This is a genomic window from Mesorhizobium sp. B2-5-11 (assembly GCF_006440835.1).
Taxonomy (GTDB): domain Bacteria; phylum Pseudomonadota; class Alphaproteobacteria; order Rhizobiales; family Rhizobiaceae; genus Mesorhizobium.
Window position 1 is genome coordinate 184160 of sequence record NZ_VFUK01000003.1, and the last position, 24614, is coordinate 208773.

Genomic DNA, 24614 nt, shown 5'->3' on the forward strand with positions numbered 1-24614 from the left:
CGCAGGGAGTTCGCCACCAGGCCGCGTCGATGGCGGTGGCGCTATCTTGTCTTTCTCTCGCGAATCCGGTCACACGATCAGATGGAATTTTCACCCCAACAGGACGAGGCGCTGCAGGCGGTCGCGCGCTGGCTCAAGGCCGGCAAGCCGCAATTGTTCCGGCTGTTCGGCTATGCCGGCACCGGCAAGACGACGCTGGCGCGCTATTTCGCCGAACATGTCGACGGCCAGGTGCAGTTCGCCGCCTTCACCGGCAAGGCGGCGCAGGTGCTGCGCTCCAAGGGCGCGGTCAATGCCCGCACCATCCATTCGCTGATCTACAGGCCCAAGGGGGAGGAATCGGTCGAAGACGAGGTGACTGGCAAGACGTCGATGTCGCCGACTTTTTCGCTCAACCGGCAGAGCCCGATCTCGCGTGCGAAACTGGTCATCATCGACGAATGCTCGATGGTCGACGAGCAGCTTGGCCGTGACCTCTTGAGCTTTGGCACGCCGATCCTGGTGCTGGGCGATCCCGGCCAGTTGCCGCCGATCTCGGGCGGTGGCTTCTTCACCGACCACGAGCCGGATTTCCTGCTCACCGAAATCCACCGGCAGGCGCGCGACAATCCGATCCTGCGGCTGGCGCTCGACGTGCGCGAGGGGCGCGAATTCATGCGCGGCGACTACGGCACGGCGCAGGTGATCGGCAAGGAAGACGTCAACCAGGACCTAGTGCTGAGGGCGGACCAGGTGCTGGTCGGCACCAACCGCACGCGCCGCCGCTACAACCAGCGCCTGCGCGAGCTCAAGGGGTTCAATGCCGACTATCCGCAGGCCGGCGACAAGCTGGTGTGCCTGCGCAACGACCCGGCCAAGGGCCTGCTCAACGGTTCGCTGTGGAAGGTGATGACCTCGTCGCGCGAGACGGTGAAACCTGGCATCAACCTCCTGGTGTCGCCCGAAGAGGATGATCCGGACCGCGGTGTCGCCAAGATCAAGCTGCTCAAGGCGGCGTTCGAGGATCCCGACGCCGATATCCCGTGGCAGCAGAAGAAGCGGTTCGATGATTTCGACTATGGCTATGCGCTGACCGTGCACAAGGCGCAGGGGTCGCAGTGGAACGAGATCGTGCTGTTCGACGAAAGCTGGGCGTTCAAGGAAACGCGCCAGCGCTGGCTTTACACCGCGATCACCCGGGCGGCCGAACGGTTGACGATCGTCAGGTAGCGGAGCCCAGTTGCCTGGCGCCGAGCCATTGCCAGGCATCGGCCTCGTCTTTGAAATGCCTGAGTTCGACCGGCGGCGGGGTAGGGAGGAAGTCTCGCGCCTGCGCCGTCCAGTCCGGCTCGCCGATCGCGGCACAACGGCCGATATGCTCTGCGGCCTGGACCGCGCCCTGTCGCAGCGTCTCGTCCGATATGTCGCTCCAGTCGACGCCGTCATGATCGATCACGCGCACCAGCACATCGATTCGCGGGTGAAGCGCGTAAGCCGCTTCGAGCAGGCCGAACAGGTTTTCCGCGTCGGCCGCCGAGACATGGCCGACGATATCGATGGCGAAGAGATCCTCACGGTCCGTATCGATGCGCCGGATTGCCGGCACGGCTTCGAGGAAATTCAAGGGATCGTATCCTTTCACAAACGTCATCCGATCTTCTGGAACACCGGAAACCCCCTATCTGTTCCCGTCAAAGGCGGTATAGATGCGCCGAAATCGAGCAGGATCCGAAGCCATGCCCGCAAAGCTTTCCGTCAATCTCAACGCCATCGCCATGCTGCGCAACCGGCGCGACCTGCCGTGGCCCGATGTGATCAGGCTTGGCCGCATCGCGCTTGCGGCGGGAGCGCATGGGCTGACGGTGCATCCTCGCCCGGACGAGCGCCATACCCGCCGTTCAGACCTGCCTGAGATCAGGGCCTTGATCGACGATGAGTTCCCGCGGGCCGAATTCAACATCGAGGGCCATCCGACCGAGGATTTCCTGGCTCTCGTGGAAAAGCATCAACCGGAACAGGTGACCCTGGTGCCTGACGATCCCTCCCAGGCAACCTCGGACCATGGCTGGAACTTCATCGCCGATGCAGCGTTCCTGACACCGATCGTGAGACGCCTGAAGAAGGGCGGTTTCCGGGTCTCGTTGTTCTCCGATGCGGATCCTGCCGGCATAAACGCCGCGCGCGATACCGGCGCCGACCGTATCGAGCTTTACACGGGACCTTATGGCAGTTGCCATGCCGATTCCGCCAAGGCGGCCAAGGAGCTGGAAAGACTGGGAAAAACCGCCGATGCGGCCTTTGTCGCGGGCCTTGAGTTCAATGCCGGGCACGATCTGACGGTGAGCAACCTGCCGGCCCTGGCGCGACGCGTTCCGGCATTGGCCGAAGTGTCGATCGGACATGGGTTGACAGCCGACGCGTTGGAGTATGGCATGGCCGGCACGGTGGGCCGATTTCTCAGGGCTTGCGGGTGGTAATGGTGGCAGCCTCGCGTGCAAAGCATGGCAGCCATAACGCGACGGTACTTGATATTGCATCGCAGCAAGCGTAGAGCACCGCCCGCTTATCGGAGTGTCGTTCATGGCCCTTGCCAACACTGGTAGTGAGGCAGAAACCGTCGAACAATCGAGCCATCCTGAGATCGAGCAGCACAGCACCAAGGTGTTGATGCTCGGCGCGCTCGGCGTTGTTTACGGCGATATCGGCACCAGCCCGATCTACGCGTTCCGCGAGGCGCTGGTGGCGTCGTCGGGCGGCGAAGTGGCCGACCGTGGCGACATTCTTGGCGTTCTCTCGCTGATCATCTGGTCACTGACGATCATCGTCACCATCAAATACATCATGTTCGTGCTGCGCGCCAACAACCGCGGCGAAGGCGGCGTGCTGTCGTTGATGGCATTGGCGCGCGGCAGTTTCCCGAAGCGCTCGGCGATCATCCTGGGCATCGGTATCGTCGGCGCCTCGCTGTTCTTCGGCGACGCCGTCATAACCCCGGCAATTTCGGTGCTCTCGGCGGTCGAGGGCATGAATGTCGTCACGCCGACCTTCCAGCCTTATGTCGTGCCGCTGACACTGGTCATCCTGGCGGTTCTGTTTTCGGTGCAGCGCTTCGGCACCGGCGGCGTGGCGCTGATCTTCGGCCCGATCACCGCGGTCTGGTTCCTGGCTATCGGCCTGTCCGGCCTCAACCATATCATCGCCGATCCGGAAATCCTGTGGGCGATCAGCCCGCACTATATCGTCGCCTTCCTGATCAATTCGCCCGATGTCGCCTTCGTCACCATCGGCGCCATCTTCCTTGCGGTCACCGGCGCCGAAGCGCTTTATGCCGATCTCGGCCATTTCGGCCGCAAGCCGATCGTGCTCGCCTGGCTGGCGATCGTGTTCCCTTGCCTGCTGCTCAACTATGCCGGCCAGGGCGCCTTCGTGCTGGCCAAGAACGGCGTGGTCGGACATCCCTTCTTCGAAATGAACGAAGGCTGGACGCTGATCCCGATGGTGGTGCTGGCGACCGCCGCGACGGTCATCGCCAGCCAGGCGGTGATTTCAGGCGCATTCTCGCTGACCAGGCAGGCGGTGCAGCTCAACATGCTGCCACGGCTGGAAATCCTGCACACGTCGGAAAAACAGTCCGGCCAGATCTACATGCCGCGCGTCAACCTGTTGCTGGCGCTGGTGGTGATGATGCTGGTGGTGGGCTTCGGCGAATCCAGCAGGCTGGCTTCGGCATACGGCATCTCGGTGACCGGCAACATGCTGGTGACCACCGTGCTGCTGTTTGTCGTCATGACCCGCATCTGGAAATGGCGGCTGTGGGTGGCTGTCGCGATGACAGCCTTGTTCGGTTTCATCGATGTCGGGTTCTTTGCTTCCAACATCGTCAAGGTGTTCGAAGGCGGCTGGGCCTCGCTGGCGGTGGCCTTCACCATCGTTCTGGCGATGTGGACCTGGGTGCGCGGCAGCCGTTATCTCTTCGACAAGACCCGCCGCAACGAGATCCCGCTCGATTTCCTGGCCGGCAATCTGTTGAAGAAAAAGCCGCAACTGGTATCCGGCACCGCGGTGTTCCTGACCAGCGATCCGCTCAGCGCGCCGACCGCGCTGATGCACAGCCTGAAGCACTACAAGGTGCTGCACGAGCAGAATGTGATCCTCTCGGTGGTGACCGCGCCGCAGCCGGTGGTGCCCGACAGCGACCGGGTCAAGATGGAGACGGTCAACGAGCTGTTCATGCGGGTGACGCTGACCTTCGGCTATATGGAGCAGCCCAACATCCCGCGCGCGCTGGCGATCTGCCGCAAGCAAGGCTGGAAGTTCGACATCATGACGACCTCCTTCTTCCTGTCCCGGCGCTCGCTGAAAGCCTCGCCCAATTCCGGCATGCCGGTGTGGCAAGACCGGCTGTTCATCGGGCTGGCGCGCACGGCGGCCGACGCCACTGAATATTTCCAGATACCGACCGGCCGTGTGGTAGAGATCGGCACGCAGGTGGCGATCTGACGGTCTCGATCGCCTTGGGCTGACGCTTCGGGGGACGGGCATGAGCGGCGAATTGGTGCTTGTGACCGGCGGATCTGGCTTTCTCGGCGCTCACTGTATCCTTGAATTGCTGAAGGCTGGCTACCGCGTGCGCACGACTGTGCGCTCGGCCAGGCGGCAAGCCGATGTCCTGGCCATGCTCAAGGCAGGTGGCGTCGAGCCGGATGACAGGCTCTCCTTTACAATCGCCGATCTCATGAGCGATGCCGGCTGGCCGCTAGCCGCTGCGGGCTGCGACTATGTCCTGCATGTCGCCTCGCCGTTCCCGCCCGGCGTGCCCAAGCATGATGACGAGCTGATCATTCCGGCCCGTGAAGGCGCGTTGCGGGTGCTGCGGGCGGCACGAGATGCCGGTGTCAGACGCGTCGTGCTGACGTCCTCCTTCGCGGCTGTCGGCTACGGCAAGATGCCGCCCGACGGCCGTCCGTTCACCGAGGAGAGCTGGACCGATCCGATGGGAAGGGTCAGCGCCTATGTGAAGTCGAAGACGCTCGCCGAGCGCGCGGCCTGGGATTTTATCGCCGCCGAGGCGGGCGGGTTGGAGCTTGCTGCCGTCAACCCCGTCGGCATCTTCGGGCCTGTGCTTGGCCCGGACCATTCGACCTCCACCGAATTTGTCCAACGCATGATGAATGGCGCCATGCCGGGGCTGCCGCGCCTGTCCTTCGGCGTCGTCGATGCACGCGACGTGGCGGACCTGCATGTCCGCGCCATGACCGATCCAGCTGCCAATGGCGAGCGCTTCCTGGCGGTCGCCGGCGATTTCATGACCGTGCGGGAAATCGCGCAAACCTTGAGAAAGCGGCTCGGCAATGCGGCGAAGCGCGTTTCGACCAGAGAGCTTCCCGATTGGCTGGTGCGCATGGTGGCACTGTTCAATCCGGAAGTCGCGCAGCTCGTGCCTGAGCTGGGCAAGGTCAAGAATGCCACCAATGCCAAGGCGGTGCGCATGCTCGGCTGGAAGCCACGTTCGCGCGAAGATGCGCTGGCGGCGACCGGAGAGAGCCTTATCCGGCATGGCCTGATCAAAACATCGAAGTAGGGGCGGCGGGAAGTCGAGAACAGACTTCCCGCCGCGTGGATTTCAACCGGCCAGGACAGCCTTGTTCGCCTCGAGGAATTGTCTCAACGTCCTTGGCGTCCTGCCGGAAAGCATCTCGATCGCATCCGTCACCATGGCGATGCGGCCGGCGCGCGTGTTGACGTCGAAGGAAACGATGACGCCGGCAAAATCCTCGGGAACGCCTGATGCCTTTACCCCTTCCGTCAGGACATCATCCGAAACCTGCATGACATCGAGCGGCTTGCCGGTGACTTCGCTGACGAGGGCGGCGATCTCGGCCGTCGTGTACGCTTGCGGGCCAGTCAGCGTGTAGGTTTTGCTGTCGGTCGAGCCGGAAGCGACACCGGCGGCGATCGCCGCTGCCATGTCGTCGCGTGCGCCATGGGCGATGCGGCCTTCGCCGGCGGACGTGTACCAGTGCCCCGAGGCGATCGCGTGCGGCAGCGCCATGAACAGGTTCTCCTGGTACCAGCCGTTGCGGAAGATCGTGTAGGGGATGCCGCTAGCCTTGATTGCCTGCTCGGTGCTGTAGTGGTCACCGGCAAACAGGACCGGCGACACCGGTTCCGGGTTGGGCATCGAGGTGTAGAGCAGATGCGAAACGCCGGCGTTTTTGGCCGCCGCGACTGCATTCTCGTGCTGCTTCAGGCGCTTGCCGTTTTTGAGATCGAGATCGCCGGTCGAAATGATCAACGCCTTGTCAGCACCCTTGAACGCGGTTTCCAGCGAAGCGGCGTCGTTGAAGTCTGCGGCCCTGACAACGACGCCGCGCACCGCCAAATCTGCCAGGCTTTCGGGATTGCGCGTGGTGGCGATGATCTTTGCAGGCGGAGTTTCATGCGCGTCTAGGAGATAGCGGATGACGCCGCGGCCAAGCTGGCCGGAGGCGCCGGTGACGAGAAGGGTTTTGGTCATCGGAGATCCTGATTTGTGCCGAAGCGGCGGGTGCTCTAGTGGTCTCAGAAAGAGACCAGCACTAAAATAGGAATTGACCTGTCGCCGTAAAGAAGGCAGTTTTTCGGGAGGTAGGCACATCCAGGGAACCAGCGATGGACGGCAAGGTCATCAATCTGAAGTCGAAGCTGGAGGTCTACAAAGCGATGAGCGGGGGCGGCAATTTTGCCGATTGTCCGGTTCGCAATGTCATCCACGGCGTCAGCGGCAAATGGAGTTCGCTGCTGATGATGGCGCTGGCCGAGAGGCCCTATCGGTTTGGCGAATTGCGCAGGCTGGTGCCTGACATCTCGCAGCGCATGCTGACCCAGACGCTCCACGATCTGCAGCGCGACGGCTATGTGCATCGCGAAGTGTTCCCAACCAAGCCGCCGAGCGTCGAGTACAGCCTGACCGATCTCGGACATTCGATGTTCGGCGCCTTGCACCAATTCATCCTATGGGCCGAACTCAACCATGATGCGGTGCGTGAAGCGCGCGCCGATTTCGATGCCGCCCAGGCATAAGCCGCGGGGCGGCGCCGCGACTTGATTTCACCCGGCCGCCGAAGGATTGTCCCGGCCTATTCGGCTTGGGGGCATTGGCGCTGCCCTTCATCCGGAACAGGCTGGTGGCGACGGTGGCGAAAATCCCCCGGCGCCGCAGTTCCTCGCCTCAATGGTGGCCGGCACGGTGGTCCATCCGTTCAGGCGAACTGGGCTGGCGGAAGCGCGCTGGCCGGATCGTTCTTGCGAATGACCGTCGAAAGATACGATCCCTTCGCCCGCAGGAAGGCATGCAGGCGCAGTGGATAGTCCTGCGCCACGGCATGCTTGACGGACGGGCGTCCACTCAATGCCTGGCGCCAGGCCTGGACGAGCGGTTTGCCGTCCAGAATGCCGAAATCGCCGATCCGGTCGAAGGTATCGATGTAGCGGAAGACAGGGCCGTAGACTGCGTCGACGAGCGAAAAGCGCCCGCCTTCGAACCATTGTCCAGTCCGGCCGGCTTCGCCCGCCAATTCGGTCTCCACACGATCGAACATTTCCGACAGCGTCCGAGACTCGGCAAGGAATCCTGCCTCGGTCGACGCCGAATAGAACCGGCCGACGGCGTTGAGGATGGCTGAGCCGTACTCGATCCAGGCACGATGCCGGGCACGGGCATAGGGGTCGGCCGGGTGGAGGGGATTGGCCTCAGTTTCTTCGAGGAATTCGAGGATGACGGCGGATTCGAAGATCACCGTCTCATCGTTCCCCCGCTGCACGCGCAGCAGCGGCACCTTGCCGAGCGGCGAGACCGCCTTGAACCAGTCAGGCTTGTTGGCGAGGTCGATGTCGACGCGCTCGAACGGCACGCCTTTTTCGGTCAGCGAGATCGCCGCACGCTGGACATAGGGGCAAAGGGGATGGCTGACGAGAATGAGGGTGTTGGCATGCTTCATCGGATTTGCCTCTCAATATCGATGCATTCGCATCTATCTAGATGCAAATGCATTGGTCGTCAAGCTTGATGCAATTGCATCTATCTCTTATGATGCCGTCATGATCGAGACAGCCATGCCATCGCCGGAGGCCATCAAGACCTGGGCACGCCTGATGCGGGTATCACGCCAGCTGGTGGAACGTGCCGAAGACGCGCTGAAGGAAGGCGGCCTGCCGCCGCTTGCCTGGTATGACGTGCTGCACGAACTCGCTGAGGCGGGCGAGGGCGGCTTGCGGCCGTTCCAGCTGATCGAACGAACCCTGTTCGCGCAGTATAATATTTCGCGGCTGCTGGCCCGACTTGAAGCCGATGGGTTTGTCGAGAAGCTGCCGGTGGCTGATGACGGCCGCGGCCAAACCGTCCGCATCACGGCCAAGGGACGAGAGACGCGCCGCCGTATGTGGGCCGTCTATGGCAGGTCGATCGCGGAGCTGGTTGGCGACAAGCTCTCGCCGCAAGAACTGAACACGGTATCGGCCTTGCTCGGGCGGTTGCGCGATCCGCCAGCCGGCGACTGAACATACGCGTTGCGCGGCTGCGGGGACACGGGAAAGACATTTCGTCATTTTGGCCTTGCGCCGATCTTCGGATTGCGCAATATGCCGAACCGTAACGTACGGTACTGAGCTCGGGCGATCTACGGCTCTACCATCAAACGGGAACAGAGCGTGTTGCAGGCAAATGCCGATATCGACAACGGCGAAGCGCTGACGGAGCGTCAGAAGGCGGTCCTGGATGCAGCGCTCCGCCTGCTGGTCGAAGAGGGCGACAATCTGACCATGACCGCAGTGGCGCGGCGGGCGAGCTGCTCCAAGGAAACGCTCTACAAATGGTTCGGCGACCGCGACGGACTGCTGACGGCGACGGTGCAATGGCAGGCCTCGAAGGTGCGGGTGACGGCGGTCGACGGCAGGGGGCTCGACCTTGCGTCGTTGGCCGCGAGCCTGGAGCGATTTGCTTCCGACTGGCTGAAGGTCATTTCCAGCGACACTTCGATCGCACTCAACCGGGTGGCGGTCGGCCATGCCGGTTCGGGCAAGGATGATCTTGGCGCGGTGGTGCTGGAGAACGGGCGCTTTGCCCTCGCCAAGCGCCTGAAGCCGGTGCTGGAGGCCGGCCGCCAGGCCGGGCTGCTCGATTTCTCGGACGCCGAGACGGCGTTCCGTACGTTTTTCGGGCTGGTCGCCCGCGACGTGCAGATCCGTCTCTTGCTTGGCGACCGGCTGGAATTGACTGAGGCGGCGATCGGCGGTGATGCCGTCCGCGCGACGCAGCAGTTTCTCGCTCTTTTCGGAGCAAAAACCGGGCCGCAAGGCCTCTGATCTTCAAACGGGAAGGAAGACAAAAATGCGCGTCTATTACGATCGTGATGCCGATCTCAACCTGATCAAGGGCAAGAAGGTCGCCATCATCGGCTATGGCAGCCAGGGCCGGGCGCATGCGCTCAACCTCAAGGATTCCGGCGCCAAGGAGATCGCCATCGGCCTCAAGGCCGGATCGGCGACCGCCAAGAAGGTCGAGGCCGACGGGCTCAAGGTGATGAGCGTGGCCGACGCCGCCAAATGGGCCGACCTGATGATGATGGCGACGCCCGACGAATTGCAGGCCGACATCTACAAAAACGAGATCGCGCCGAACATCCGCGACGGCGCGGCAATCGCCTTCGCGCATGGCCTCAACGTGCATTTCGGACTGATCGAGCCGAAGTCGACGGTCGACGTCGTCATGATCGCGCCGAAGGGGCCCGGCCATACGGTGCGCGGCGAATACCAGAAGGGCGGCGGCGTGCCGTGCCTGGTCGCCGTCAACCAGGATGCTTCGGGCAACGCACTCGACCTCGCGCTCTCCTACGCCTGCGGCGTCGGCGGCGGCCGTTCGGGTATCATCGAGACCAATTTCCGCGAGGAATGCGAGACCGATCTGTTCGGCGAGCAGGTCGTGCTGTGCGGCGGCCTGGTGGAGTTGATCCGCGCCGGGTTCGAGACGCTGGTGGAAGCCGGCTATGCGCCCGAAATGGCCTATTTCGAGTGCCTGCACGAGGTCAAGCTGATCGTCGACCTGATCTATGAAGGCGGCATCGCCAACATGAATTACTCGATCTCGAACACCGCCGAATGGGGCGAATATGTCTCGGGGCCGCGCATCATCACCGCAGAGACAAAGGCCGAGATGAAGCGGGTGCTGAAGGATATCCAGACCGGCAAGTTCACCTCGGAGTGGATGCAGGAATACCGTGCCGGCCTGTCGCGTTTCAAGGGCATCCGCCGCAACAACGACAGCCATCAGATCGAGGAAGTCGGCGCCAAGCTGCGCGCGATGATGCCGTGGATCTCCAAGAACAAGCTGGTCGACAAGGCGAAGAACTGAGCGATCCACGCTCCAAAAGAAACGGCGCCGCGCGGCGCCGTTTTTTATTGCAGGATTGTGCGGCCTGGCTCAGCGATAGGGCGAGTAGCACTGCTGGCGTGGGCCGTTATAGGGCTGGAAGGTGTTGTCGTAAGCGCGATACGAGCGGTATCTGTTGTAGCACCACCGGACATGGGCGCTCGACAGCCGGCCGGCGCGATAGTAGCGGCGCGGCGGTGCATCGTAGTAATTGTAGTTGTTGTACATGCTGCCGAGGCCGAGCCCCAAGCCAAGCCCCAGGATCGCGGCGCCGGCGCTGTCATCATAGTAGCGGCCGCGATAATGGTGGCGGCGCCAACGCCAATCATCGCCGCCGTTCCAGTGACGACCGCTCCAGTGACGGCCGCCCCAATCGCCGCGGTTCCAATTGCCGTGGTTCCACCCGCCCGACCGGCGCCATCTCCAGTCGTTGTTGAAGCTCCGGTTGTTGCCGCCGGCCCAGCTGTCACGCACAGGCGTGACCGTCGGCGCCGCGGTGCTGGCTGGGATCGACAGCTCCGGCTGAAGGATTGGTCCGGCAGCGGATGGTGCCGTGATGCCGGAGAAGATACCGAGCGCTATCAGCCCGGATTTGACTGTGGAAGAAAAGAGCGCGTTCATTGCACTTCTCCAAGAGAACAGGCCCCACGCCGACCCTGGGATGGGCCCACTGTGGGTCTTTGCGTCTGAACGGCGGATGAACGGAAAGGTTCCCTCAACCATGGCGCGAGGCGCGCCAGGATCAATCGATTCCAGCTGGTGGTTGCCCGGCCTTGTTTTCTGCCGCGCTTGCGGGCAAAGGTCATGATATGTCGCTGCGTCTTGCAACCTTCAATGTCGAGAACCTGATGAACAGGTTCGATTTCTCCGGATACCGCAACCAGCTCAACGAGGACCGGACGCTGGCTCTCTTCGATATCCAGAGCGAGGCCGAGTACAAGATGCTGGAGCAGGCCCGCGCCATCGCGCAGTCGGACGACATGCGGCAGCTGACGGCGCTGGCCATAGCGGCCACGCGCGCGGACATCATCTGCATGCAGGAGGTCGACAATATCGAAGCCCTCAAGGCGTTCGAATATGGCTATCTTTTCAAGATGGTGGGGCAGGGCTACCGCCAGAAGTACACCGCTGCCGGCAATGATTCGCGCGGCATCGACGTCGCCGTGATGATGCGCAGCGAGACCGCGCAGGGCCAGCCCATCGAATTCGTGCGCATGACCAGCCACGCCTATGTGACCTATGAACAGTTCGGGCTGCACACGCCGGAGCTGGCGGCGCTCGGCAACCAGCCCAATGAACGTATCTTCCGGCGCGACTGCCTGGAAGTGGACATTACCGTTGGCGGTTCGCCGCTGACACTCTATCTCGTGCACTTCAAGTCGATGGGCTCGCCCCGCAACGGGCTCGACGGGCGTGAAGCGACGATGCCGGTCCGCATCGCGGAGGCGCAGGCGGTGCGCCGGATCATCGAGGAGCGCTTCGGGGCGGATCATGCAGCCAACAAGCGCTGGGCGATCTGCGGCGACATGAACGATTACCGCCAGCGCGTGAAGATCGCCGGCGACGAATTCGACGGCTATCGTTTCGAGGTGGTCGACGAGAACCTGTCCTGCATCAACGTGCTGACGGCTGGCGGTTTTTGCGAAAACGTGGTCGAGAGGCGGCCGGAAATGAACCGCTGGACCTTCTACCACACGCGTGGGCCGCAAGAGCGGCATTTGTGCCAGCTCGATTATATCCTGCTGTCCAAGGGACTGGCGGCTAAGAACGCCACCGCCGTCCCGGACATCATCCGCAACGGCCAGCCCTGGCGCACGATCTTCCCCGCCGGCCAGGAAGTGGAGCGCTTTCCGCGCGCCGGCTGGGACCGGCCCAAGGCATCGGACCATTGTCCGGTGGCGATCACGCTGGACATGGCCTGAGCCGTGAGCTTCGACCTGCCGCGCAACGTTATTTTGCCGGTCGACGCCGTCGATGTCCGGCTCGACCCTGGCCCGCATCCTTTTTCGCTGGATAATGCCGAGGCGATCGCCGCGAACTGGCAGCATGAGATCGCGGCCAACCCCGCGCTCTTCGACGGCCCCGTGGTGCTGCTCTCGCGACTGGCCTGGCGCGACAATCGCCTCGTCGGCCGGTGCCACGCGGTCAACTACTCCACGTTCATGCTTTGGCGTAAACGGCGCGAGAATTCCGGCGCCGAGCACGCCTATGCCCATGCCATGCTTGTGGCCGGCGACAATGCGCTGGTGGCGATTCGCATGGCCGCCCACACCGTCACTGCCGGCCGCGTCTATTTCGCCGCCGGTTCATTTGAACCGGCGGATTTTCGCGATGGCCTCGTCGATGTCGATTTCAACATGATCCGCGAGGTGCGGGAAGAAACCGGCCTCGACATTTCAGGCGCCGCACGCGGCCTGCATTACCATGCCCTGTCGACGGAAAGCGGCACGGTGATCTTCCGCCGCTACCGGGTTCCCGAGCCCGCCGAGGAGATCGCGCGGCGCATCTCGGCCTTCGTCGCAACCGAGGCCGAACCGGAGATCGTGGGTCCGGTCATCATCCGCCACGCCGCCGACCTGCCGCACGGGCTGATGCCGCACATGAAGCCGCTGATCGAGTGGCATTTTGCGAACGCGGACTAAACCTTACCTTCCGTGCTGATCGCCAATGCCGGCATACGAAGGTCTGAGTGGCTGCCTGCAACCCCAAACATCGGGTGCGTGCGCGGACAATCGTCTCGATCAGGATGTGTTGCCACTGTTTGCAGGCCGCATTCTGCCTTTCGACCTCGACGCGTCGCGCGCCTATGCCGACCTCATGGTAAAGGCGAGAGCCTCAGGAAAGGCGATCGGCAATGCGGATGGCTACATCGCAGCCACGGCCGCAGCAAACGGTCTTACGGTCGCCACCCGCGACACCAGTCCATTCGCGGCCGCCGGATTGAATACCATCAATCCCTGGGAAACAGCGTCGTAGCCGCGCCTTTGCTTTCCAATCGCCTTATTCATGCCGCAGCGCGTCGATCGGGTCGAGCCTGGCGCCGCGCAGCGCCGGGAAGAAGCCGAAGACCATGCCGATCAGCGCGGAAAAGCCGACGGCGAGCAGGATGACTGCCGGGCTCGGCGCAAAGGGAATGGCCAGCGTCGCCGAGGCGAGACCGGCCAGCGAGAGCCCGATCAGGATGCCGATGATGCCGCCGAGCAGCGACAGCACCGTCGCCTCGACCAGGAACTGGATGAGGATGTGCTTTTCATGCGCGCCGATGGCGAGCCTGATGCCGATCTCGCGGGTGCGCTCGGTGACCGACACCAGCATGATGTTCATGATGCCGATGCCGCCGACCAGCAGGCTGACGCCGGCGACCGCGCCCAGCATCCCGGTCATGGTGGTGGTGGCGCTGGCCATGGCGTCGGCGATCTGGGTCATGTCGCGGATCGCGAAATCGCTTTCGCGGTCGGGCGTGAGGCGTCTGGCGTCGCGCAAAATATCCTCGACGCGCGGCTGCAGCTCGCTGGTGGGCGTGCGGTCGTCGGCGGCGACGTAGATGTTGTCGATGTTGCGGTTGCCGGCAATGCGCCGCTGATAGGCATGCAGCGGCATCAAGACGACATTGTCCTGGTCCTGGCCGAAGCCGGTATAGCCCTTCGGCTCGAGCAGGCCGATGATCTTGCAGGAGGTGCGGTTGACGCGGATGATTTCGCCCTCAGGGTCGCCAGCGCCGAAGAACTGCTGGCGCACCGTCTCGCCGATCAGGCATACGCCGGTGCCCGAGCGGGTCTCGGACTCACTGAACGAACGGCCTGAGACCAGTTTCCAGTCGCGAGCATCGAGATAGGCACTGTCGGTGCCGGTGACGCCGGAGGTCAGGCTCTCGGTACCGAAGATGACGCGGACCTGCTTCTGCGAGGCCGGCGAAATGGCGCGTGCGCCTGTCAGATGGGCAATGAGCGCGGCAAGATCCTTTTCGGTGAGCGGACGGACGACCTGGTCGAGCCCGCCCGGGCCGCCGGGACCGGCCGGGCGGCCGGAGCGCACAACCAGAAGATTGCTGCCGAGCTTGGCGATGTCGTCCTTGACCTTGGCGGTGGTGCCGGCGCCAATGGTGAGCATGGCGATGACCGCGGCGACGCCGATGACGATGCCGAGCAAGGTCAGGAACGAGCGCAGCATGTTGCGGCGGATCGAGCGTAAGGAGAGGCGGACGGTTTCCCAGAGCATTGTCAGGCCACCTCGACGGTCATGGTGTCGGAGGCGACATGGCCGTCGAGGAAGCGCACCGTGCGCTCGGCATATTCGGCGACGTCGGCCTCGTGGGTGACCATGGTGATGGTCAGGCCAAGCTCCTTGTTCAGTTGCGTCAGCAACTCCATGATCTCGTGCGTGCGGGCAGTGTCGAGATTGCCGGTCGGTTCGTCGGCGACGAGCAGCGTCGGCCTCGTGACGATGGCGCGCGCGATCGCCACGCGCTGTTGCTGGCCGCCGGAAAGCTCGGCCGGCGTGTGATGCTCGCGACCGACAAGGCCGACTTGCGCCAGCGCCTGCATGGCAAGATCGCGGCGCTCGCGGCCGGCCACGCCGCGATAGATCAGCGGCAGTTCGACATTTTCCGCCGCCGTGGTGCGCGCCAGCAGATTATAGCCCTGGAAGACGAAGCCGACATAGAGGTTGCGCAGCATGGCGCGGCGGTTGCGGTCGAGCCGGCCAGCATCGACGCCCATGAAGGAATAGGTGCCGGCGGTCGGCGTGTCGAGGCAGCCGATGATGTTCATCGCCGTCGATTTGCCGGAGCCGGACGGGCCCATGATGGCGACGAATTCGCCGCGCCGGATCGCCAGGTCGACGCCGGCCAGCGCGTGCACCTTGGCTTCGCCATGGCCGTAGCTCTTCCAGACCTTGTCGAAGGTGATGAGGGGGGCGCCCATCGCCACGGCGTCAGCTCCGCTGCTGCGAGGCCGTGATGACCTGCGCCCCCTCTGACAGGCCCGAGGTGATCTCGGTCAGCTCGCCGTCGGTCGAGCCGATCCTGACGTTGACCGGATGCGGACGGCCTTTCTCCAGCACGTAGAGCATGCGTAAGCCGTCGGTCGGCGGCGCTGCCGCCTGGCGCTGGCGATTGCCGCCGGGACGTCCCATGCGGCCGGTGAACAGGTCGCTCAGGTTCCAGCCGCGGGCGGCCTGCTGCGCAGGACGATAGCGGAAGGCGGAGGAGGGGACGGTCAGCACGTCCTTGGCCTGCCGGGTGACGACCGAAACAGTGGCGGTCATGCCGGGGCGCAGCAACAGCTCGCTGTTGTCGACCTCGAGCCGCGCATTGTAGGTGACGACGCCGTCGGTGGTGACCGAGGCGTAGGAGATGTCGCGGATCTCGGCGTCGAACGGCCGCTCCGGGAAGGCATCCACGGTGAAGCGGGCATGCTGGCCCGGCTTCACCGCGCCGATATCGGCTTCGTCGACCGCCGCCACCAGTTCCATGTTCCTGAGATCGGCGGCGATGATGAACAGCACCGGCGCCTGCAGCGATGAGGCGACCGTCTGGCCGGGGTCGACAGAGCGCGTCAGCACGATGCCGTCGATCGGCGCATAGATGGTGCTGTTGGCAAGGTCGGTCTGCTGCGATTTCAGGTCGGCGTTGGCGATGGCGAGATTGGCCTCGGCGCTATCGAGCGCTGCCTTCGAACGGTCGCGGGTCGCGGTCGCCGCTTCGAGCGACTGGTCGGTGGCCATGCCGCGCTTGGTGAGGGCGGCGGCGCGCACGAGCGCGCTTTCATTCTCGGCCAGCGTCACGGTGGCGTCCGCGACATTGGCGGCGGCCGCCTTGGCGGATGCCTCGGCGCGTTCGATCTGCACCTGCAGCTTGGCGGTGTCGAGCGCGGCCAGCACATCGCCCTTCTTGACCTGCTGGTTCTCGTTGACCGAGACTGAACGGATGATGCCCGAGAGCTGGCTGGAAATGTCGACCTGGGTGAGGGGCTGCAAGGTGCCGGTCGCCGAAACCTCGACAGTGAGGTCGGCCTTGGCGGCGGGCGCCGTCGTATAGTCGATCTTGACCGGCGAGCCGGCATACCACTGGTAGCCGGCAAAAGCCGCGACAAGGACGATCAGCGCCAGCAGCGCATAGAGCCAGCCGCGGCGGCGATTCTTGCGCCGCCCCGTCTGGTCGAGCCCGAGCGCGGTCTCGATGGCGGAATCCGATTCCGTCTTTGGCAGATTGACAATCTGGTCCACGCCGGACCCCCTGAAGCGCAATAAGTCCCTATGAGTGCACAGATCAGTGCTAATGGTTCGAATATCAAATTAAATTTCGCTCATGTTGGGATTGAGGCAGAAATTCGGATCAAAGCGGAAGGTTTGCTCCATGAGACGCGATTACTTGCTTTACGATGTGTTTACGACCGATCGGCTGGCCGGCAACCCGCTGGCGGTGGTGTTGGACAGCGGCGGACTGGACACGGCTGCGATGCAGGCCATCGCGCGAGAGTTCAACCTGTCGGAATCGGTGTTCGTGCTGCCGCCGGACAATCCCAAGCACCGCGCCCGCATCCGCATCTTCACGCCCGACTATGAAATGCCTTTCGCCGGCCACCCGACCGTGGGTTCGGCGATCGCGCTGGCCGAACTGGCCGATATCGCGCTCGCTGAAATGGCCGACAATGATGGCGCTGCGAGCATTTTCGTGCTGGAGGAAAACATCGGCCCGGTGCGCTGCGCCGTCAGCAAGCATGATGGCGCGACATTCGCCGAATTCGACCTGGCGAAGTTGCCGGAGCCGCTGAAGCTCGAAGCCGACCCGGTGGCGATCGGCGCCGCCCTTGGCCTGGCGCCGCACGAGATCGGTTTCGAGAATCACCGCGTCGCGTTCTGGTCGGCGGGCGTGCCCTACGTGACCATACCGGTGGCCAATCTGGAGGCGGCCGGCCGGATCCGGCTCGACAATCAGGCCTGGTCGGAACTGGCGCCGCGCAAGAGCGAATGGGCCTTTGCCAGTCCCTATGTCTATTGCCGAGAGACGGTGAACCACGAGAGCGCCTTCCATGTGCGCATGGTCGTGCCCGGCACGCCTTCCTACGAGGACCCGGCGACCGGCTCGGCGGCGGCGGCTTTCGCCGGCGCCGTCATGCATTTCGACGCTCCGACGGATGGCGTTTCGCAGCTGTGGATCGAACAGGGGCTGGAGATGGGGCGGCCCTCGCGTATCCGCCTGGAACTAAGTGTACAGGGCGGAAAACTGGTCTCGGCGCGCATCGGTGGCAACGCGGTCAAGGTGGCGGAAGGCAAGCTGTTCGTCTGACCATCTGCGTCACTTCGGCGATTTGTCGGGAAATGATTCCGGCAGGGCTGGACAGGACCGGCATCGGCGGCTATATGCCCGCCAACGCCGGTTTTTGCCGGCCGAGTGGGTGCGTAGCTCAGTTGGTAGAGCAGCTGACTCTTAATCAGCGGGTCCACAGTTCAATCCTGTGCGCACCCACCAAATTCTTCAAAGACTTGGTGGAAAGACCTGAATGGGCCGGTTCAATTGCCGCGCTCGTTCATCGGCTGCTTTCGCCGCCGGGCCGCCTTTGGCCAGGAGAGATGTAGGATTTTGTAGCTTGGTCAAAGACTACGATTGGCCGCGCCGAAAAACGCGGCTCAGAAACCTGCCGAACCGAAAAGCCATGCCGTTGTCCGCGCTCCGACCGTCGTCGGCATCAATGGCGGCCTTTCCGCCTGAGAAATCGCTGATGAGCCACCAGAAGAAAACCAGAAAAACAACGAGAATTGCGGTGTCGATCGGGCCGTAAGTTGAATATCCACTGTGCCGAAGCACACCAGCAAGCAGCACGGCGATAGTCATAGCAGCGGCAGCCGGGTGAAGCTTTTTCATCCACCAGATCTATTCGAGAATCGCTACAACCGGAAGATGTTACTTCTCCGACACGCCGGCCTCGGCAAAGCTCGCCATCCTCGCATGGCACTCCAGCGCCGAGCGGACGATGTTGACGGCGAGGCAAGCGCCGGAGCCTTCGCCGAGCCGCATGCCGAGGTCGAGCAGCGGCGGCAGGTCGAGCGCTTCGAGCAGGCCGCGGTGACCCGATTCAGCCGAGACGTGGGCGGCGATCGTATGAGCAAGGCCTGTGGAGTGCAGCTTTGCCAAAGGTGCTGCGGCTGCGGTGCAGACGAAGCCGTCAAGCAGCACCGGTATGCCCATGTGACGGGCGGCAAGCGTGGCGCCGAAGATGGCGGCGAGTTCGCGGCCGCCGAGCGCCGCGGCAACCCCCAGGGGGTCGGCAAGAATGGCGGCGTGGCGCTTCAAGCCCGATTCGATGGCAACCACCTTGCGCTCGAGGCCGGCATCGTCGACGCCGGTGCCGCGTCCGGTCCATTTTTCGGCATCGCCGCCGAACAGCGCCGCCGAGATCGCGGCGGCCGGCGTGGTGTTGCCGATACCCATCTCGCCGAAGCAGACGAGATCGAGATCATCAGTCATCGCATCGTAGCCGGCCGAGACGGCGGCAAGAAATGCCTTGTCGTCCATCGCCGGCGTTTGCGTGAAATCGCCGGTCGGATGGTCGAGATCGAGCGGAATGACGTCGAGTTCGGCGCCCGCGATGCGGGCGAGCTGGTTGATGGCCGCACCGCCGCCGGCGAAATTCGCCACCATCTGCACCGTGACTTCCGAAGGATAAGCCGACACGCCTTGCGCGGTAACGCCGTGGTTGCCGGCGAAGACGAAAACTTTCACCCGCTCGAGCCTAGGCATGTCGCGGCCCTGCCAGCGCGCCAGCCACGCGGCGATGGACTCAAGCCGGCCGAGGCTGCCCTGCGGCTTGGTCAACGTGTCCTGGCGGCGAGCGACCGCGCTCGCGGCGGCGTCATCGCCATCAGGCAGGTCGAGGCAAGCAGCGCGCAATTCATCTAGGGATTTGAAAGGCATGGAAGGAAATTCTCCGAAACAGAGTCAGGAAAGGGCTACGGAAGCGACGAGCAGCACCGCGATTTCGCTCACCTGTTGCATAGCGCCGATCGTGTCGCCGGTCTGGCCACCGATCTGGTTGAGGCAAAGCGCGTGGAAGGCGGCAAACAGCAGTCCGAGCAGGATAAGCGCCGCGATGGCGCCGCCAAGCCCGAGCAGGAGGAGCGGGATGGCGCCGAGCACGGCGCCGGCGAGGGCAATTTCCCGCGAGACGGTGCCGGCGCCGGCCGAGAGGCCATCGTCGCGCGCCGGGGGCAAGAGATGCATGAAGGCGCCGAATACGCCGCGCGAGGCCGCATGGGCGGCCAGGAGCGCGAAGAGAGCTTGTGTGGGATCGACGAATTCCGACAGCGCGCTCCAGCGGATGAGCAGCGACAGCGCCAGCGCCATGGCGCCGTAGGCGCCGATTCGGCTGTCGCGCATGATCTCCAGCTTTCGACCGCGCGTGTTGCCGCCGCCAAAACCGTCGGCGACATCGGACAGCCCGTCCTCGTGCAGGCAGCCGGTGGTGACCGCGGTTGCAACCAGGGCAAGGGCTGCCGCCGACCCGATGGCAAGGCCAAACCGTTCCGCCGTGGCAAAGACGATGGCGCCGATCAGGCCGACGACGAGGCCGGCGACCGGGGCGGCCCAGATCGCGGCGGCAAGGCTGCGGCCGCGAAAGTCGATGACGGGCAAGGGCAGCCTGGTGAAGAAGACCAGGCAGAGGGCAACATCGCTGGGGATTTGCCGGGGCGAAAGGGTGACCTTCGGGAACTTCATGCCTCAGCCCCTTGCGATGGCATGGAAGAAGGTGCCGCTGACTTGGCCGCGCCGGTAGCCCGAGGCGCCGATCGGATTGCCTTGCCCGTCTGCGAGGTCGGCCAGGGGCTCGTCATCGCCGGTCGCCGTCATCTGCGCATAGTGGAATTCGTGCCCACGGATCAACGCGCCCCGCGGGCCGAGCGGACAGTCGGCGCGCAGCCGTGCTTCGCGATAACCGAGGTTCATCTTGCGCTTGGCGAAGCTGGTTGAATGGCCGAGCAGGCCGAGCATTTTGTGTGTTTCGCCAGATGCATCTTCCAGAGCTTCGCCAAGCACCATGAAGCCACCGCACTCACCATGGATGGGCTTCGTCCCGGCAAACCTTGCCATTCCTCTCCGAAAATTCGCAGCAGCGGCGAGACGGCCGGCGTGAAGCTCGGGATAACCGCCGGGCAGCCAGCAGACGTCGCAGCTGTCGTCGGGCGCCTCGTCCGCGAGCGGCGAGAACGGAACCATCTCCGCGCCGGCCTTGCGCCAGTAGGCCGCGACGTGCGGATAGAGGAAGGTGAAGGCGGTATCCTCGGCAAGTGCGACGCGCTGGCCGGGCGGCTGCAGCGCATCGTCGAAGCTGCCGGGCTCCGGGGCGAGAGGTGTTGCCAGCGCCATGACGGCGTCGAGGTCGAGCGACTTTTCCGCCATGTCGGCCAACCGGTCGAGATGCGCCATCAGGTCATCATATTCACCGGCCTGGACGAGGCCGAGATGGCGTTCGGGCAGGTTCAAGGTGGGATCGCGCAGGATGGCGCCGACGACCGGCAGGCCGATCGCCTCGATGGCGTCGCCGGACAGCCGGCGGTGGCGCTCGCTGCCCAGCCGGTTGAGCACGACGCCCGCCATGCGAACCTCCGGATCATAGGTGGCGAACCCCTTGGCGACGGCCGCCGCCGTGGTCGACTGGCCGGAAACGTCCAGCACCAGCAGCACCGGCAGGCAGTAGAGCCGCGCGAGATCGGCCGCCGAACCGCTGCGGCCCGGCGCGGCCGGAATGCCGTCGAACAGGCCCATGGCGCTTTCGAGGATGACAAAATCGGCGTCGTCGGCGGCATTTACGGCCAGTGCGTTGAGCAGCGACGGCGACATCGCCCAGCTGTCAAGATTGACGCCGGACAGGCCGGTGGCGGCGGTGTGGAAGCCGGGATCGATGTAATCGGGGCCGGACTTGGCGCCGCGTACTTTCAGGCCGCGCCGGGTGAGTGCGCGTAAAATACCGATGGTGACGCTGGTCTTGCCCGAGCCGGAGCGCGGCGCGCCGATGATGATCGCGCGGGCGCTCACGACGCACCCGCCAGCGCCGCGCGCATGGCGACGATGCCGCCGACGACGATCAGCGCCGGTGCGGACAGGCCGGCGGCGGCGGCTTCCTCGGCGATGGTGGCCAGCGTGGCGACGACGATGCGCTCCTGCGGCGTCGTCGCGGCGACGATCACCGCCGCCGGCGTCGATGGCGCCAGCCCGCCGTCGAGCAATGCGGCCGATATCACAGGCAGATTGGCCATGCCCATGTAGACCACAACAGGCTGGCCGGTGCGCGCGATCGCGGCCCAGTCGAGATCGTCATCGGTGCCGGCGGCATGGCCGGTCGCCAGGATTACCGCCTTGTTGATGCCGCGCATGGTCGCGGGGATGCCGGTGGCGGCCAGCGCGCTGAGGCCCGAGGTGAGGCCGGGCAGGACGCGGAACGGGATGTTTTCCCGCGCCAGCGCCAGCGCCTCTTCGCCGCCACGGCCGAAAATATAGGGGTCGCCGCCCTTCAGCCTGACGACGCGGCGGCCCTGGCGCGCCAGCCGGACCAGCAGGGCGGTTATGTCGTCCTGTTTCATCGAGGGTTTTCCGCCGCGCTTGCCGGCAAAGAAAAGGTCGGCGTTTTCGGCAACCGCGACGACGTCCGGGGAGACCAGCGCATCGTAGACCAGCGCATCCGCCTCACTCAGCGCCGCCAGCACTTCCAGCGTCAGGCAGCCGGGATCGCCGGGGCCGGCGCCGGCGAGCCAGACATGGCCGGGCTCAAGCGTCCGCGGCTTGAAGTTCAGCCGGGCAAGCGCCTGTTGGAGCGCGGCGTTCTCGCCCTTATTTTTGGTGCTGTCGCTCACAATCCGTCCCGTCCGCGAAAACGCCGCTGGTAATGCGCGTCGTACAATGAACTCTCGCCAAAGCCTTCCGCCGCCAGCGAGCGGCCGACGAAGATGATGGCCGTACGCTCCATCGGGTCGGCGGCCAGTTGTGCCTCGATGGTTTCCAGCGTGCCGGTCAGCACGCGCTCGTCCGGCCAGGAGGCACGGAAGACGACCGCCACCGGGCAATCGCGGCCATAGAGCGGCGTCAGCTCGGCGACGATGCGATCGATGGCGTGGATGGCAAGATGAATGGCAAGCGTGGCGCCGGTGCGGCCGAAGCCGGCCAGCGTTTCGCCAGGCGGCATTTTTGAAGCGCGGCCGGAGACGCGGGTCAGCACCAGGCTCTGGGCGACTTCGGGAATGGTCAGCTCGCGCCGCAGAGCAGCCGCCGCGGCAGCGAAAGAGGGAACGCCCGGCGTCAGCGTGTAGGGAATGCCGTGCCTTTCCAGCCGGCGGATCTGTTCGGCAACCGCGCTCCATACCGACAGGTCACCGGAATGCAGCCGCGCGACATCATGGCCGGCCTTGTGGGCGGCCAGATATTCGGCCTCGATCTCGTCGAGCGACATCGGCGCGGTGTCGATCAGCTTCGTTCCCGGGGCGCAATGCTGCAGCAATTCGGGCGCCACGATCGAGCCGGCATGGAGGCAGACCGGGCAGCTTGCCAGCAGCCGCGCGCCGCGCAGGGTAATGAGGTCGGCGGCGCCCGGACCGGCGCCGATGAAATGCACGGTCATGCCGCGTCTCCGCTGATGGCGATGGCGCAGGTGACCGGGCCGAGCACGATGCGTGGTCCCAGCAGCCTGGCGCCTTCGCCGGCGACGGCCAGCGCCGATGCTTCGGAAACCGACGGTGTGCCGGCCAGATCCTGCGAGAGGCTGGAGTTGCTGAGCGCCTTCGTCGACGCTGCTTTAAGCGCTGCCTCATCGACAACGATGACGGGAAGGTTGAGTGTGCGACCTGCGGCAGCGATCGCCTGTTCATCTTTCTTGAGCGTGACGGTGGCGAGCGACGAGAGCGCCGTCATCGCCAGCCCGTGCGCTTCGAGCGTGGTTTCTATCGCGGCAAGCACGTCCTCGACGCTCACGCCCTTTCGGCTGCCGATGCCCGCGACCATCATGGCTTGATCCAACTCCATTGGGTAACCGGCATCGCCGGCCGCCAGGCCTGCATCGAACCGACAGGCGCGGCGCGGGATATGGCGATGCGGGTGAGATCGCCCCCGAGCTCGGTATGACGGGCAAGAAGCAGCATCTCCATTTCCAGCGTCACGGCATTGGCAACGAGGCGGCCGCCGGCGCGCAGCGCCTTGATGGCGGCGGCCAGCACGCCGGCGTCGCTGCCGCCGCCGCCAATGAAAATCGCATCTGGCGTATCGAGCCTTGCAAGCGCCTTGGGTGCGCTGCCTTCGACCACGATGAGGCCGGGAACGCCACAGGCAGCAGCGTTGTGGCTGATGCGGGCGGCGCGGATCGGGTCGGCTTCGATGGCAACAGTGCGCATCGAAGGGTGGGTGAGCATCCATTCGATGCCGATGGAACCGGAGCCGGCGCCAATATCCCACAGCAGTTCGCCGCGCCTCGGCGCCAGCGCCGACAGCGTGATGGCGCGGATGTCATGTTTGGTGATCTGGCCGTCATGGTCGAACAGATGATCGGCGAGGCCTGATGTCAAAGGCAGGATACGCGCATCCGGACCAGATTCAATTTCGAGCGCCAGTACATTGAGCGGATTGATGTTTTCGAGGTTGAACGCATCGGCGCGGGCCGAGCGCAGGTTCTCCTTTGGCCCGCCAAGCGCCTCCAGAACCGTCAGCCGCGAGGCGCCGAAATCAAGCTCGGTGAGCAGGCGGGCGATCGCCGCCGGTGCATCGGCATCGGATGTCAGGGCCAGGATGCGTGCGTTGGGTTGCAGCAATGGACGAATCAGGTCGACGGGGCGGCCATGCAGCGAGACGGTTTCGATGTCCTGCAGCGCCCAGCCAAGGCGAGCGGCCGCTAGCGAAATGGCCGACGGCGCGGGAATGACATGCATCTCCCTAGGCTTGACCTTGCGGGCCAGGGTGACGCCGACGCCGTGGAAAAAGGGATCGCCGGAGGCAAGGACGCAAACGCGCTTGCCGGCGAGCGCCAGCACGTCGTGCATCTCGGCATCGAAGGGAACCGGCCATGGGCGCGGATCGCCCTTGGCGAATGATGAAACGAGCGCAAGGTGCCGCTTGCCACCGAAGATGATTTCCGCATCGGCAATCCGCTGCTTGGCCTCGTCGCCGAGACCCGCTAAACCGTCCTCGCCGATGCCGACGATGGTGAGCCATTTCTGGTTGAGCTTGGCGCCGCGCGGACCCTTAGCAGGCATG

26 protein-coding genes, 1 tRNA gene and 2 pseudogenes are annotated in these 24614 nt (G+C 64.4%); 14 read left to right on the forward strand and 15 right to left on the reverse strand.

Annotated elements, in window-relative coordinates; genetic code table 11:
- Positions 1–81 precede the first annotated feature (81 nt).
- Positions 82–1209: an ATP-dependent RecD-like DNA helicase gene (locus tag FJ490_RS11855; RefSeq protein ID WP_140516474.1), complete on the forward strand. Its 1128-nt coding sequence runs from the start codon at positions 82–84 to the stop codon at positions 1207–1209.
- Here FJ490_RS11855 and FJ490_RS11860 read toward each other — a convergent pair.
- Positions 1202–1603 carry an STAS/SEC14 domain-containing protein gene (locus FJ490_RS11860; protein WP_140521265.1) on the reverse strand — a complete coding sequence of 134 codons (402 nt, stop codon included), beginning with the start codon at positions 1601–1603 and terminating at the stop codon, positions 1202–1204. The two genes, FJ490_RS11855 and FJ490_RS11860, sit on opposite strands and share 8 nt — an antisense overlap.
- A 112-nt stretch (positions 1604–1715) precedes the next feature.
- On the opposite strand from FJ490_RS11860, the gene FJ490_RS11865 reads away from it, so the two are divergent.
- The 3 genes from FJ490_RS11865 to FJ490_RS11875 all read left to right on the forward strand — a co-directional run bounded on the left by FJ490_RS11865 (position 1716) and on the right by FJ490_RS11875 (position 5560).
- Positions 1716–2456: a pyridoxine 5'-phosphate synthase gene (locus FJ490_RS11865; RefSeq protein WP_140728990.1), complete on the forward strand. Its 741-nt coding sequence runs from the start codon at positions 1716–1718 to the stop codon at positions 2454–2456.
- Between the two features lie 103 nt (positions 2457–2559).
- A complete protein-coding gene (locus FJ490_RS11870) occupies positions 2560–4479 on the forward strand; it encodes a potassium transporter Kup (RefSeq protein ID WP_140495382.1) in 1920 nt (639 codons plus the stop codon).
- A 40-nt stretch (positions 4480–4519) separates the two neighbouring features.
- Positions 4520–5560 carry an aldehyde reductase gene (locus FJ490_RS11875; protein ID WP_140728989.1) on the forward strand — a complete coding sequence of 347 codons (1041 nt, stop codon included), beginning with the start codon at positions 4520–4522 and terminating at the stop codon, positions 5558–5560.
- A gap of 42 nt (positions 5561–5602) precedes the next feature.
- On the opposite strand, the gene FJ490_RS11880 is transcribed toward FJ490_RS11875, so the two are convergent.
- Positions 5603–6496: an SDR family oxidoreductase gene (locus FJ490_RS11880; protein ID WP_140728988.1), complete on the reverse strand. Its 894-nt coding sequence runs from the start codon at positions 6494–6496 to the stop codon at positions 5603–5605.
- A 134-nt stretch (positions 6497–6630) separates the two neighbouring features.
- On the opposite strand from FJ490_RS11880, the gene FJ490_RS11885 reads away from it, so the two are divergent.
- On the forward strand, positions 6631–7041 hold the full coding sequence (locus FJ490_RS11885) for a helix-turn-helix domain-containing protein (protein ID WP_140728987.1): 411 nt from the start codon (positions 6631–6633) through the stop codon (positions 7039–7041).
- A 71-nt stretch (positions 7042–7112) separates the two neighbouring features.
- Positions 7113–7273 (forward strand): annotated as a pseudogene (locus FJ490_RS33055) (FAD-dependent monooxygenase); the annotation flags it as partial.
- Here the strand turns inward: FJ490_RS33055 and FJ490_RS11895 are convergent.
- Positions 7221–7958 (reverse strand): glutathione S-transferase family protein, encoded by a 738-nt coding sequence (locus FJ490_RS11895; RefSeq protein ID WP_140728986.1) that lies wholly within the window; start codon positions 7956–7958, stop codon positions 7221–7223. The pseudogene FJ490_RS33055 and the gene FJ490_RS11895 sit on opposite strands and share 53 nt — an antisense overlap.
- 100 nt (positions 7959–8058) lie before the next feature.
- Between FJ490_RS11895 and FJ490_RS11900 the strand changes: the two genes are divergently transcribed.
- The 3 genes from FJ490_RS11900 (at position 8059) to ilvC (ending at position 10366) form a co-directional block, all read left to right on the forward strand.
- On the forward strand, positions 8059–8517 hold the full coding sequence (locus tag FJ490_RS11900) for a MarR family winged helix-turn-helix transcriptional regulator (protein WP_140516702.1): 459 nt from the start codon (positions 8059–8061) through the stop codon (positions 8515–8517).
- 150 nt (positions 8518–8667) lie between these two features.
- Complete coding sequence (locus tag FJ490_RS11905) at positions 8668–9321, forward strand: TetR/AcrR family transcriptional regulator (protein WP_140516455.1); 654 nt, start codon at positions 8668–8670, stop codon at positions 9319–9321.
- Between the two features lie 25 nt (positions 9322–9346).
- Entirely contained in the window at positions 9347–10366 is a 1020-nt protein-coding gene (gene ilvC, locus FJ490_RS11910; RefSeq protein WP_140495398.1) for a ketol-acid reductoisomerase, read from the forward strand.
- Positions 10367–10435: 69 nt separating this feature from the next.
- Here ilvC and FJ490_RS11915 read toward each other — a convergent pair whose 3' ends face one another.
- The gene (locus FJ490_RS11915) at positions 10436–11005 is read right to left on the reverse strand and encodes a BA14K family protein (RefSeq protein WP_140495400.1); all 570 of its coding nucleotides are present in this window, start codon (positions 11003–11005) and stop codon (positions 10436–10438) included.
- 188 nt (positions 11006–11193) lie between these two features.
- On the opposite strand from FJ490_RS11915, the gene FJ490_RS11920 reads away from it, so the two are divergent.
- The 3 genes and pseudogenes from FJ490_RS11920 to FJ490_RS11930 form a co-directional block, all read left to right on the forward strand.
- On the forward strand, positions 11194–12306 hold the full coding sequence (locus FJ490_RS11920; protein WP_140516451.1) for an endonuclease/exonuclease/phosphatase family protein: 1113 nt from the start codon (positions 11194–11196) through the stop codon (positions 12304–12306).
- Positions 12307–12309: 3 nt separating this feature from the next.
- A complete protein-coding gene (locus tag FJ490_RS11925; protein WP_140516449.1) occupies positions 12310–13026 on the forward strand; it encodes a hypothetical protein in 717 nt (238 codons plus the stop codon).
- 85 nt (positions 13027–13111) lie between these two features.
- Positions 13112–13360: pseudogene (locus tag FJ490_RS11930) on the forward strand (PIN domain-containing protein); the annotation flags it as partial.
- Between the two features lie 24 nt (positions 13361–13384).
- Here the strand turns inward: FJ490_RS11930 and FJ490_RS11935 are convergent.
- Genes FJ490_RS11935 through FJ490_RS11945 form a run of 3 tightly spaced genes read right to left on the reverse strand, consistent with a single transcriptional unit; the run spans position 13385 to position 16609 of the window.
- Positions 13385–14602 (reverse strand): ABC transporter permease, encoded by a 1218-nt coding sequence (locus FJ490_RS11935; protein ID WP_140521160.1) that lies wholly within the window; start codon positions 14600–14602, stop codon positions 13385–13387.
- Positions 14603–14604: 2 nt separating this feature from the next.
- Complete coding sequence (locus FJ490_RS11940; RefSeq protein ID WP_140564194.1) at positions 14605–15312, reverse strand: ABC transporter ATP-binding protein; 708 nt, start codon at positions 15310–15312, stop codon at positions 14605–14607.
- 4 nt (positions 15313–15316) lie between these two features.
- Positions 15317–16609 (reverse strand): efflux RND transporter periplasmic adaptor subunit, encoded by a 1293-nt coding sequence (locus FJ490_RS11945; RefSeq protein ID WP_140728985.1) that lies wholly within the window; start codon positions 16607–16609, stop codon positions 15317–15319.
- A gap of 130 nt (positions 16610–16739) precedes the next feature.
- Between FJ490_RS11945 and FJ490_RS11950 the strand changes: the two genes are divergently transcribed.
- Complete coding sequence (locus FJ490_RS11950; RefSeq protein WP_140728984.1) at positions 16740–17672, forward strand: PhzF family phenazine biosynthesis protein; 933 nt, start codon at positions 16740–16742, stop codon at positions 17670–17672.
- Positions 17673–17779: 107 nt separating this feature from the next.
- Positions 17780–17855, forward strand: a tRNA-Lys gene (locus FJ490_RS11955).
- Between the two features lie 129 nt (positions 17856–17984).
- Here the strand turns inward: FJ490_RS11955 and FJ490_RS11960 are convergent.
- Genes FJ490_RS11960 through cbiE form a run of 8 tightly spaced genes read right to left on the reverse strand, consistent with a single transcriptional unit; the run spans position 17985 to position 24613 of the window.
- Positions 17985–18248 carry a hypothetical protein gene (locus FJ490_RS11960; protein ID WP_140516441.1) on the reverse strand — a complete coding sequence of 88 codons (264 nt, stop codon included), beginning with the start codon at positions 18246–18248 and terminating at the stop codon, positions 17985–17987.
- A 39-nt stretch (positions 18249–18287) separates the two neighbouring features.
- A complete protein-coding gene (gene cobT, locus FJ490_RS11965; RefSeq protein ID WP_140728983.1) occupies positions 18288–19298 on the reverse strand; it encodes a nicotinate-nucleotide--dimethylbenzimidazole phosphoribosyltransferase in 1011 nt (336 codons plus the stop codon).
- 24 nt (positions 19299–19322) lie between these two features.
- Positions 19323–20099, reverse strand: coding sequence for an adenosylcobinamide-GDP ribazoletransferase (gene cobS, locus FJ490_RS11970; RefSeq protein WP_140554992.1), 777 nt, complete (start codon positions 20097–20099; stop codon positions 19323–19325).
- A 3-nt stretch (positions 20100–20102) separates the two neighbouring features.
- Positions 20103–21416, reverse strand: coding sequence for a cobyrinate a,c-diamide synthase (locus FJ490_RS11975; RefSeq protein WP_140728982.1), 1314 nt, complete (start codon positions 21414–21416; stop codon positions 20103–20105).
- Positions 21413–22231 (reverse strand): uroporphyrinogen-III C-methyltransferase, encoded by an 819-nt coding sequence (cobA, locus tag FJ490_RS11980; protein ID WP_140675303.1) that lies wholly within the window; start codon positions 22229–22231, stop codon positions 21413–21415. Before cobA ends, FJ490_RS11975 begins: the two co-directional genes overlap by 4 nt.
- On the reverse strand, positions 22228–22992 hold the full coding sequence (cobM, locus tag FJ490_RS11985; protein ID WP_140495563.1) for a precorrin-4 C(11)-methyltransferase: 765 nt from the start codon (positions 22990–22992) through the stop codon (positions 22228–22230). The genes cobA and cobM overlap by 4 nt, the downstream gene beginning before the upstream one ends.
- Complete coding sequence (locus FJ490_RS11990) at positions 22989–23375, reverse strand: cobalamin biosynthesis protein (RefSeq protein ID WP_140728981.1); 387 nt, start codon at positions 23373–23375, stop codon at positions 22989–22991. The genes cobM and FJ490_RS11990 overlap by 4 nt, the downstream gene beginning before the upstream one ends.
- The gene (gene cbiE / locus FJ490_RS11995; protein ID WP_140728980.1) at positions 23372–24613 is read right to left on the reverse strand and encodes a precorrin-6y C5,15-methyltransferase (decarboxylating) subunit CbiE; all 1242 of its coding nucleotides are present in this window, start codon (positions 24611–24613) and stop codon (positions 23372–23374) included. Before cbiE ends, FJ490_RS11990 begins: the two co-directional genes overlap by 4 nt.
- Between the last annotated feature and the right edge of the window lies 1 nt (position 24614).

Excerpts from the sequence above, each read along its gene's own strand:
- FJ490_RS11855 (WP_140516474.1), top strand. The coding sequence starts at position 82 with ATGGAATTTTCACCCCAACAGGACGAGGCGCTGCAGGCGGTCGCGCGC.
- FJ490_RS11865 (WP_140728990.1), top strand. The coding sequence starts at position 1,716 with ATGCCCGCAAAGCTTTCCGTCAATCTCAACGCCATCGCCATGCTGCGC.
- FJ490_RS11870 (WP_140495382.1), top strand. The coding sequence starts at position 2,560 with ATGGCCCTTGCCAACACTGGTAGTGAGGCAGAAACCGTCGAACAATCG.
- FJ490_RS11875 (WP_140728989.1), top strand. The coding sequence starts at position 4,520 with ATGAGCGGCGAATTGGTGCTTGTGACCGGCGGATCTGGCTTTCTCGGC.
- FJ490_RS11880 (WP_140728988.1), bottom strand. The coding sequence starts at position 6,496 with ATGACCAAAACCCTTCTCGTCACCGGCGCCTCCGGCCAGCTTGGCCGC.
- FJ490_RS11885 (WP_140728987.1), top strand. The coding sequence starts at position 6,631 with ATGGACGGCAAGGTCATCAATCTGAAGTCGAAGCTGGAGGTCTACAAA.
- FJ490_RS11895 (WP_140728986.1), bottom strand. The coding sequence starts at position 7,958 with ATGAAGCATGCCAACACCCTCATTCTCGTCAGCCATCCCCTTTGCCCC.
- FJ490_RS11900 (WP_140516702.1), top strand. The coding sequence starts at position 8,059 with ATGATCGAGACAGCCATGCCATCGCCGGAGGCCATCAAGACCTGGGCA.
- ilvC (WP_140495398.1), top strand. The coding sequence starts at position 9,347 with ATGCGCGTCTATTACGATCGTGATGCCGATCTCAACCTGATCAAGGGC.
- FJ490_RS11915 (WP_140495400.1), bottom strand. The coding sequence starts at position 11,005 with ATGAACGCGCTCTTTTCTTCCACAGTCAAATCCGGGCTGATAGCGCTC.
- FJ490_RS11920 (WP_140516451.1), top strand. The coding sequence starts at position 11,194 with ATGTCGCTGCGTCTTGCAACCTTCAATGTCGAGAACCTGATGAACAGG.
- FJ490_RS11935 (WP_140521160.1), bottom strand. The coding sequence starts at position 14,602 with ATGCTCTGGGAAACCGTCCGCCTCTCCTTACGCTCGATCCGCCGCAAC.
- FJ490_RS11950 (WP_140728984.1), top strand. The coding sequence starts at position 16,740 with ATGAGACGCGATTACTTGCTTTACGATGTGTTTACGACCGATCGGCTG.
- FJ490_RS11960 (WP_140516441.1), bottom strand. The coding sequence starts at position 18,248 with ATGAAAAAGCTTCACCCGGCTGCCGCTGCTATGACTATCGCCGTGCTG.
- cobT (WP_140728983.1), bottom strand. The coding sequence starts at position 19,298 with ATGCCTTTCAAATCCCTAGATGAATTGCGCGCTGCTTGCCTCGACCTG.
- cobS (WP_140554992.1), bottom strand. The coding sequence starts at position 20,099 with ATGAAGTTCCCGAAGGTCACCCTTTCGCCCCGGCAAATCCCCAGCGAT.
- cobM (WP_140495563.1), bottom strand. The coding sequence starts at position 22,992 with ATGACCGTGCATTTCATCGGCGCCGGTCCGGGCGCCGCCGACCTCATT.
- FJ490_RS11990 (WP_140728981.1), bottom strand. The coding sequence starts at position 23,375 with ATGATGGTCGCGGGCATCGGCAGCCGAAAGGGCGTGAGCGTCGAGGAC.
- cbiE (WP_140728980.1), bottom strand. The coding sequence starts at position 24,613 with ATGCCTGCTAAGGGTCCGCGCGGCGCCAAGCTCAACCAGAAATGGCTC.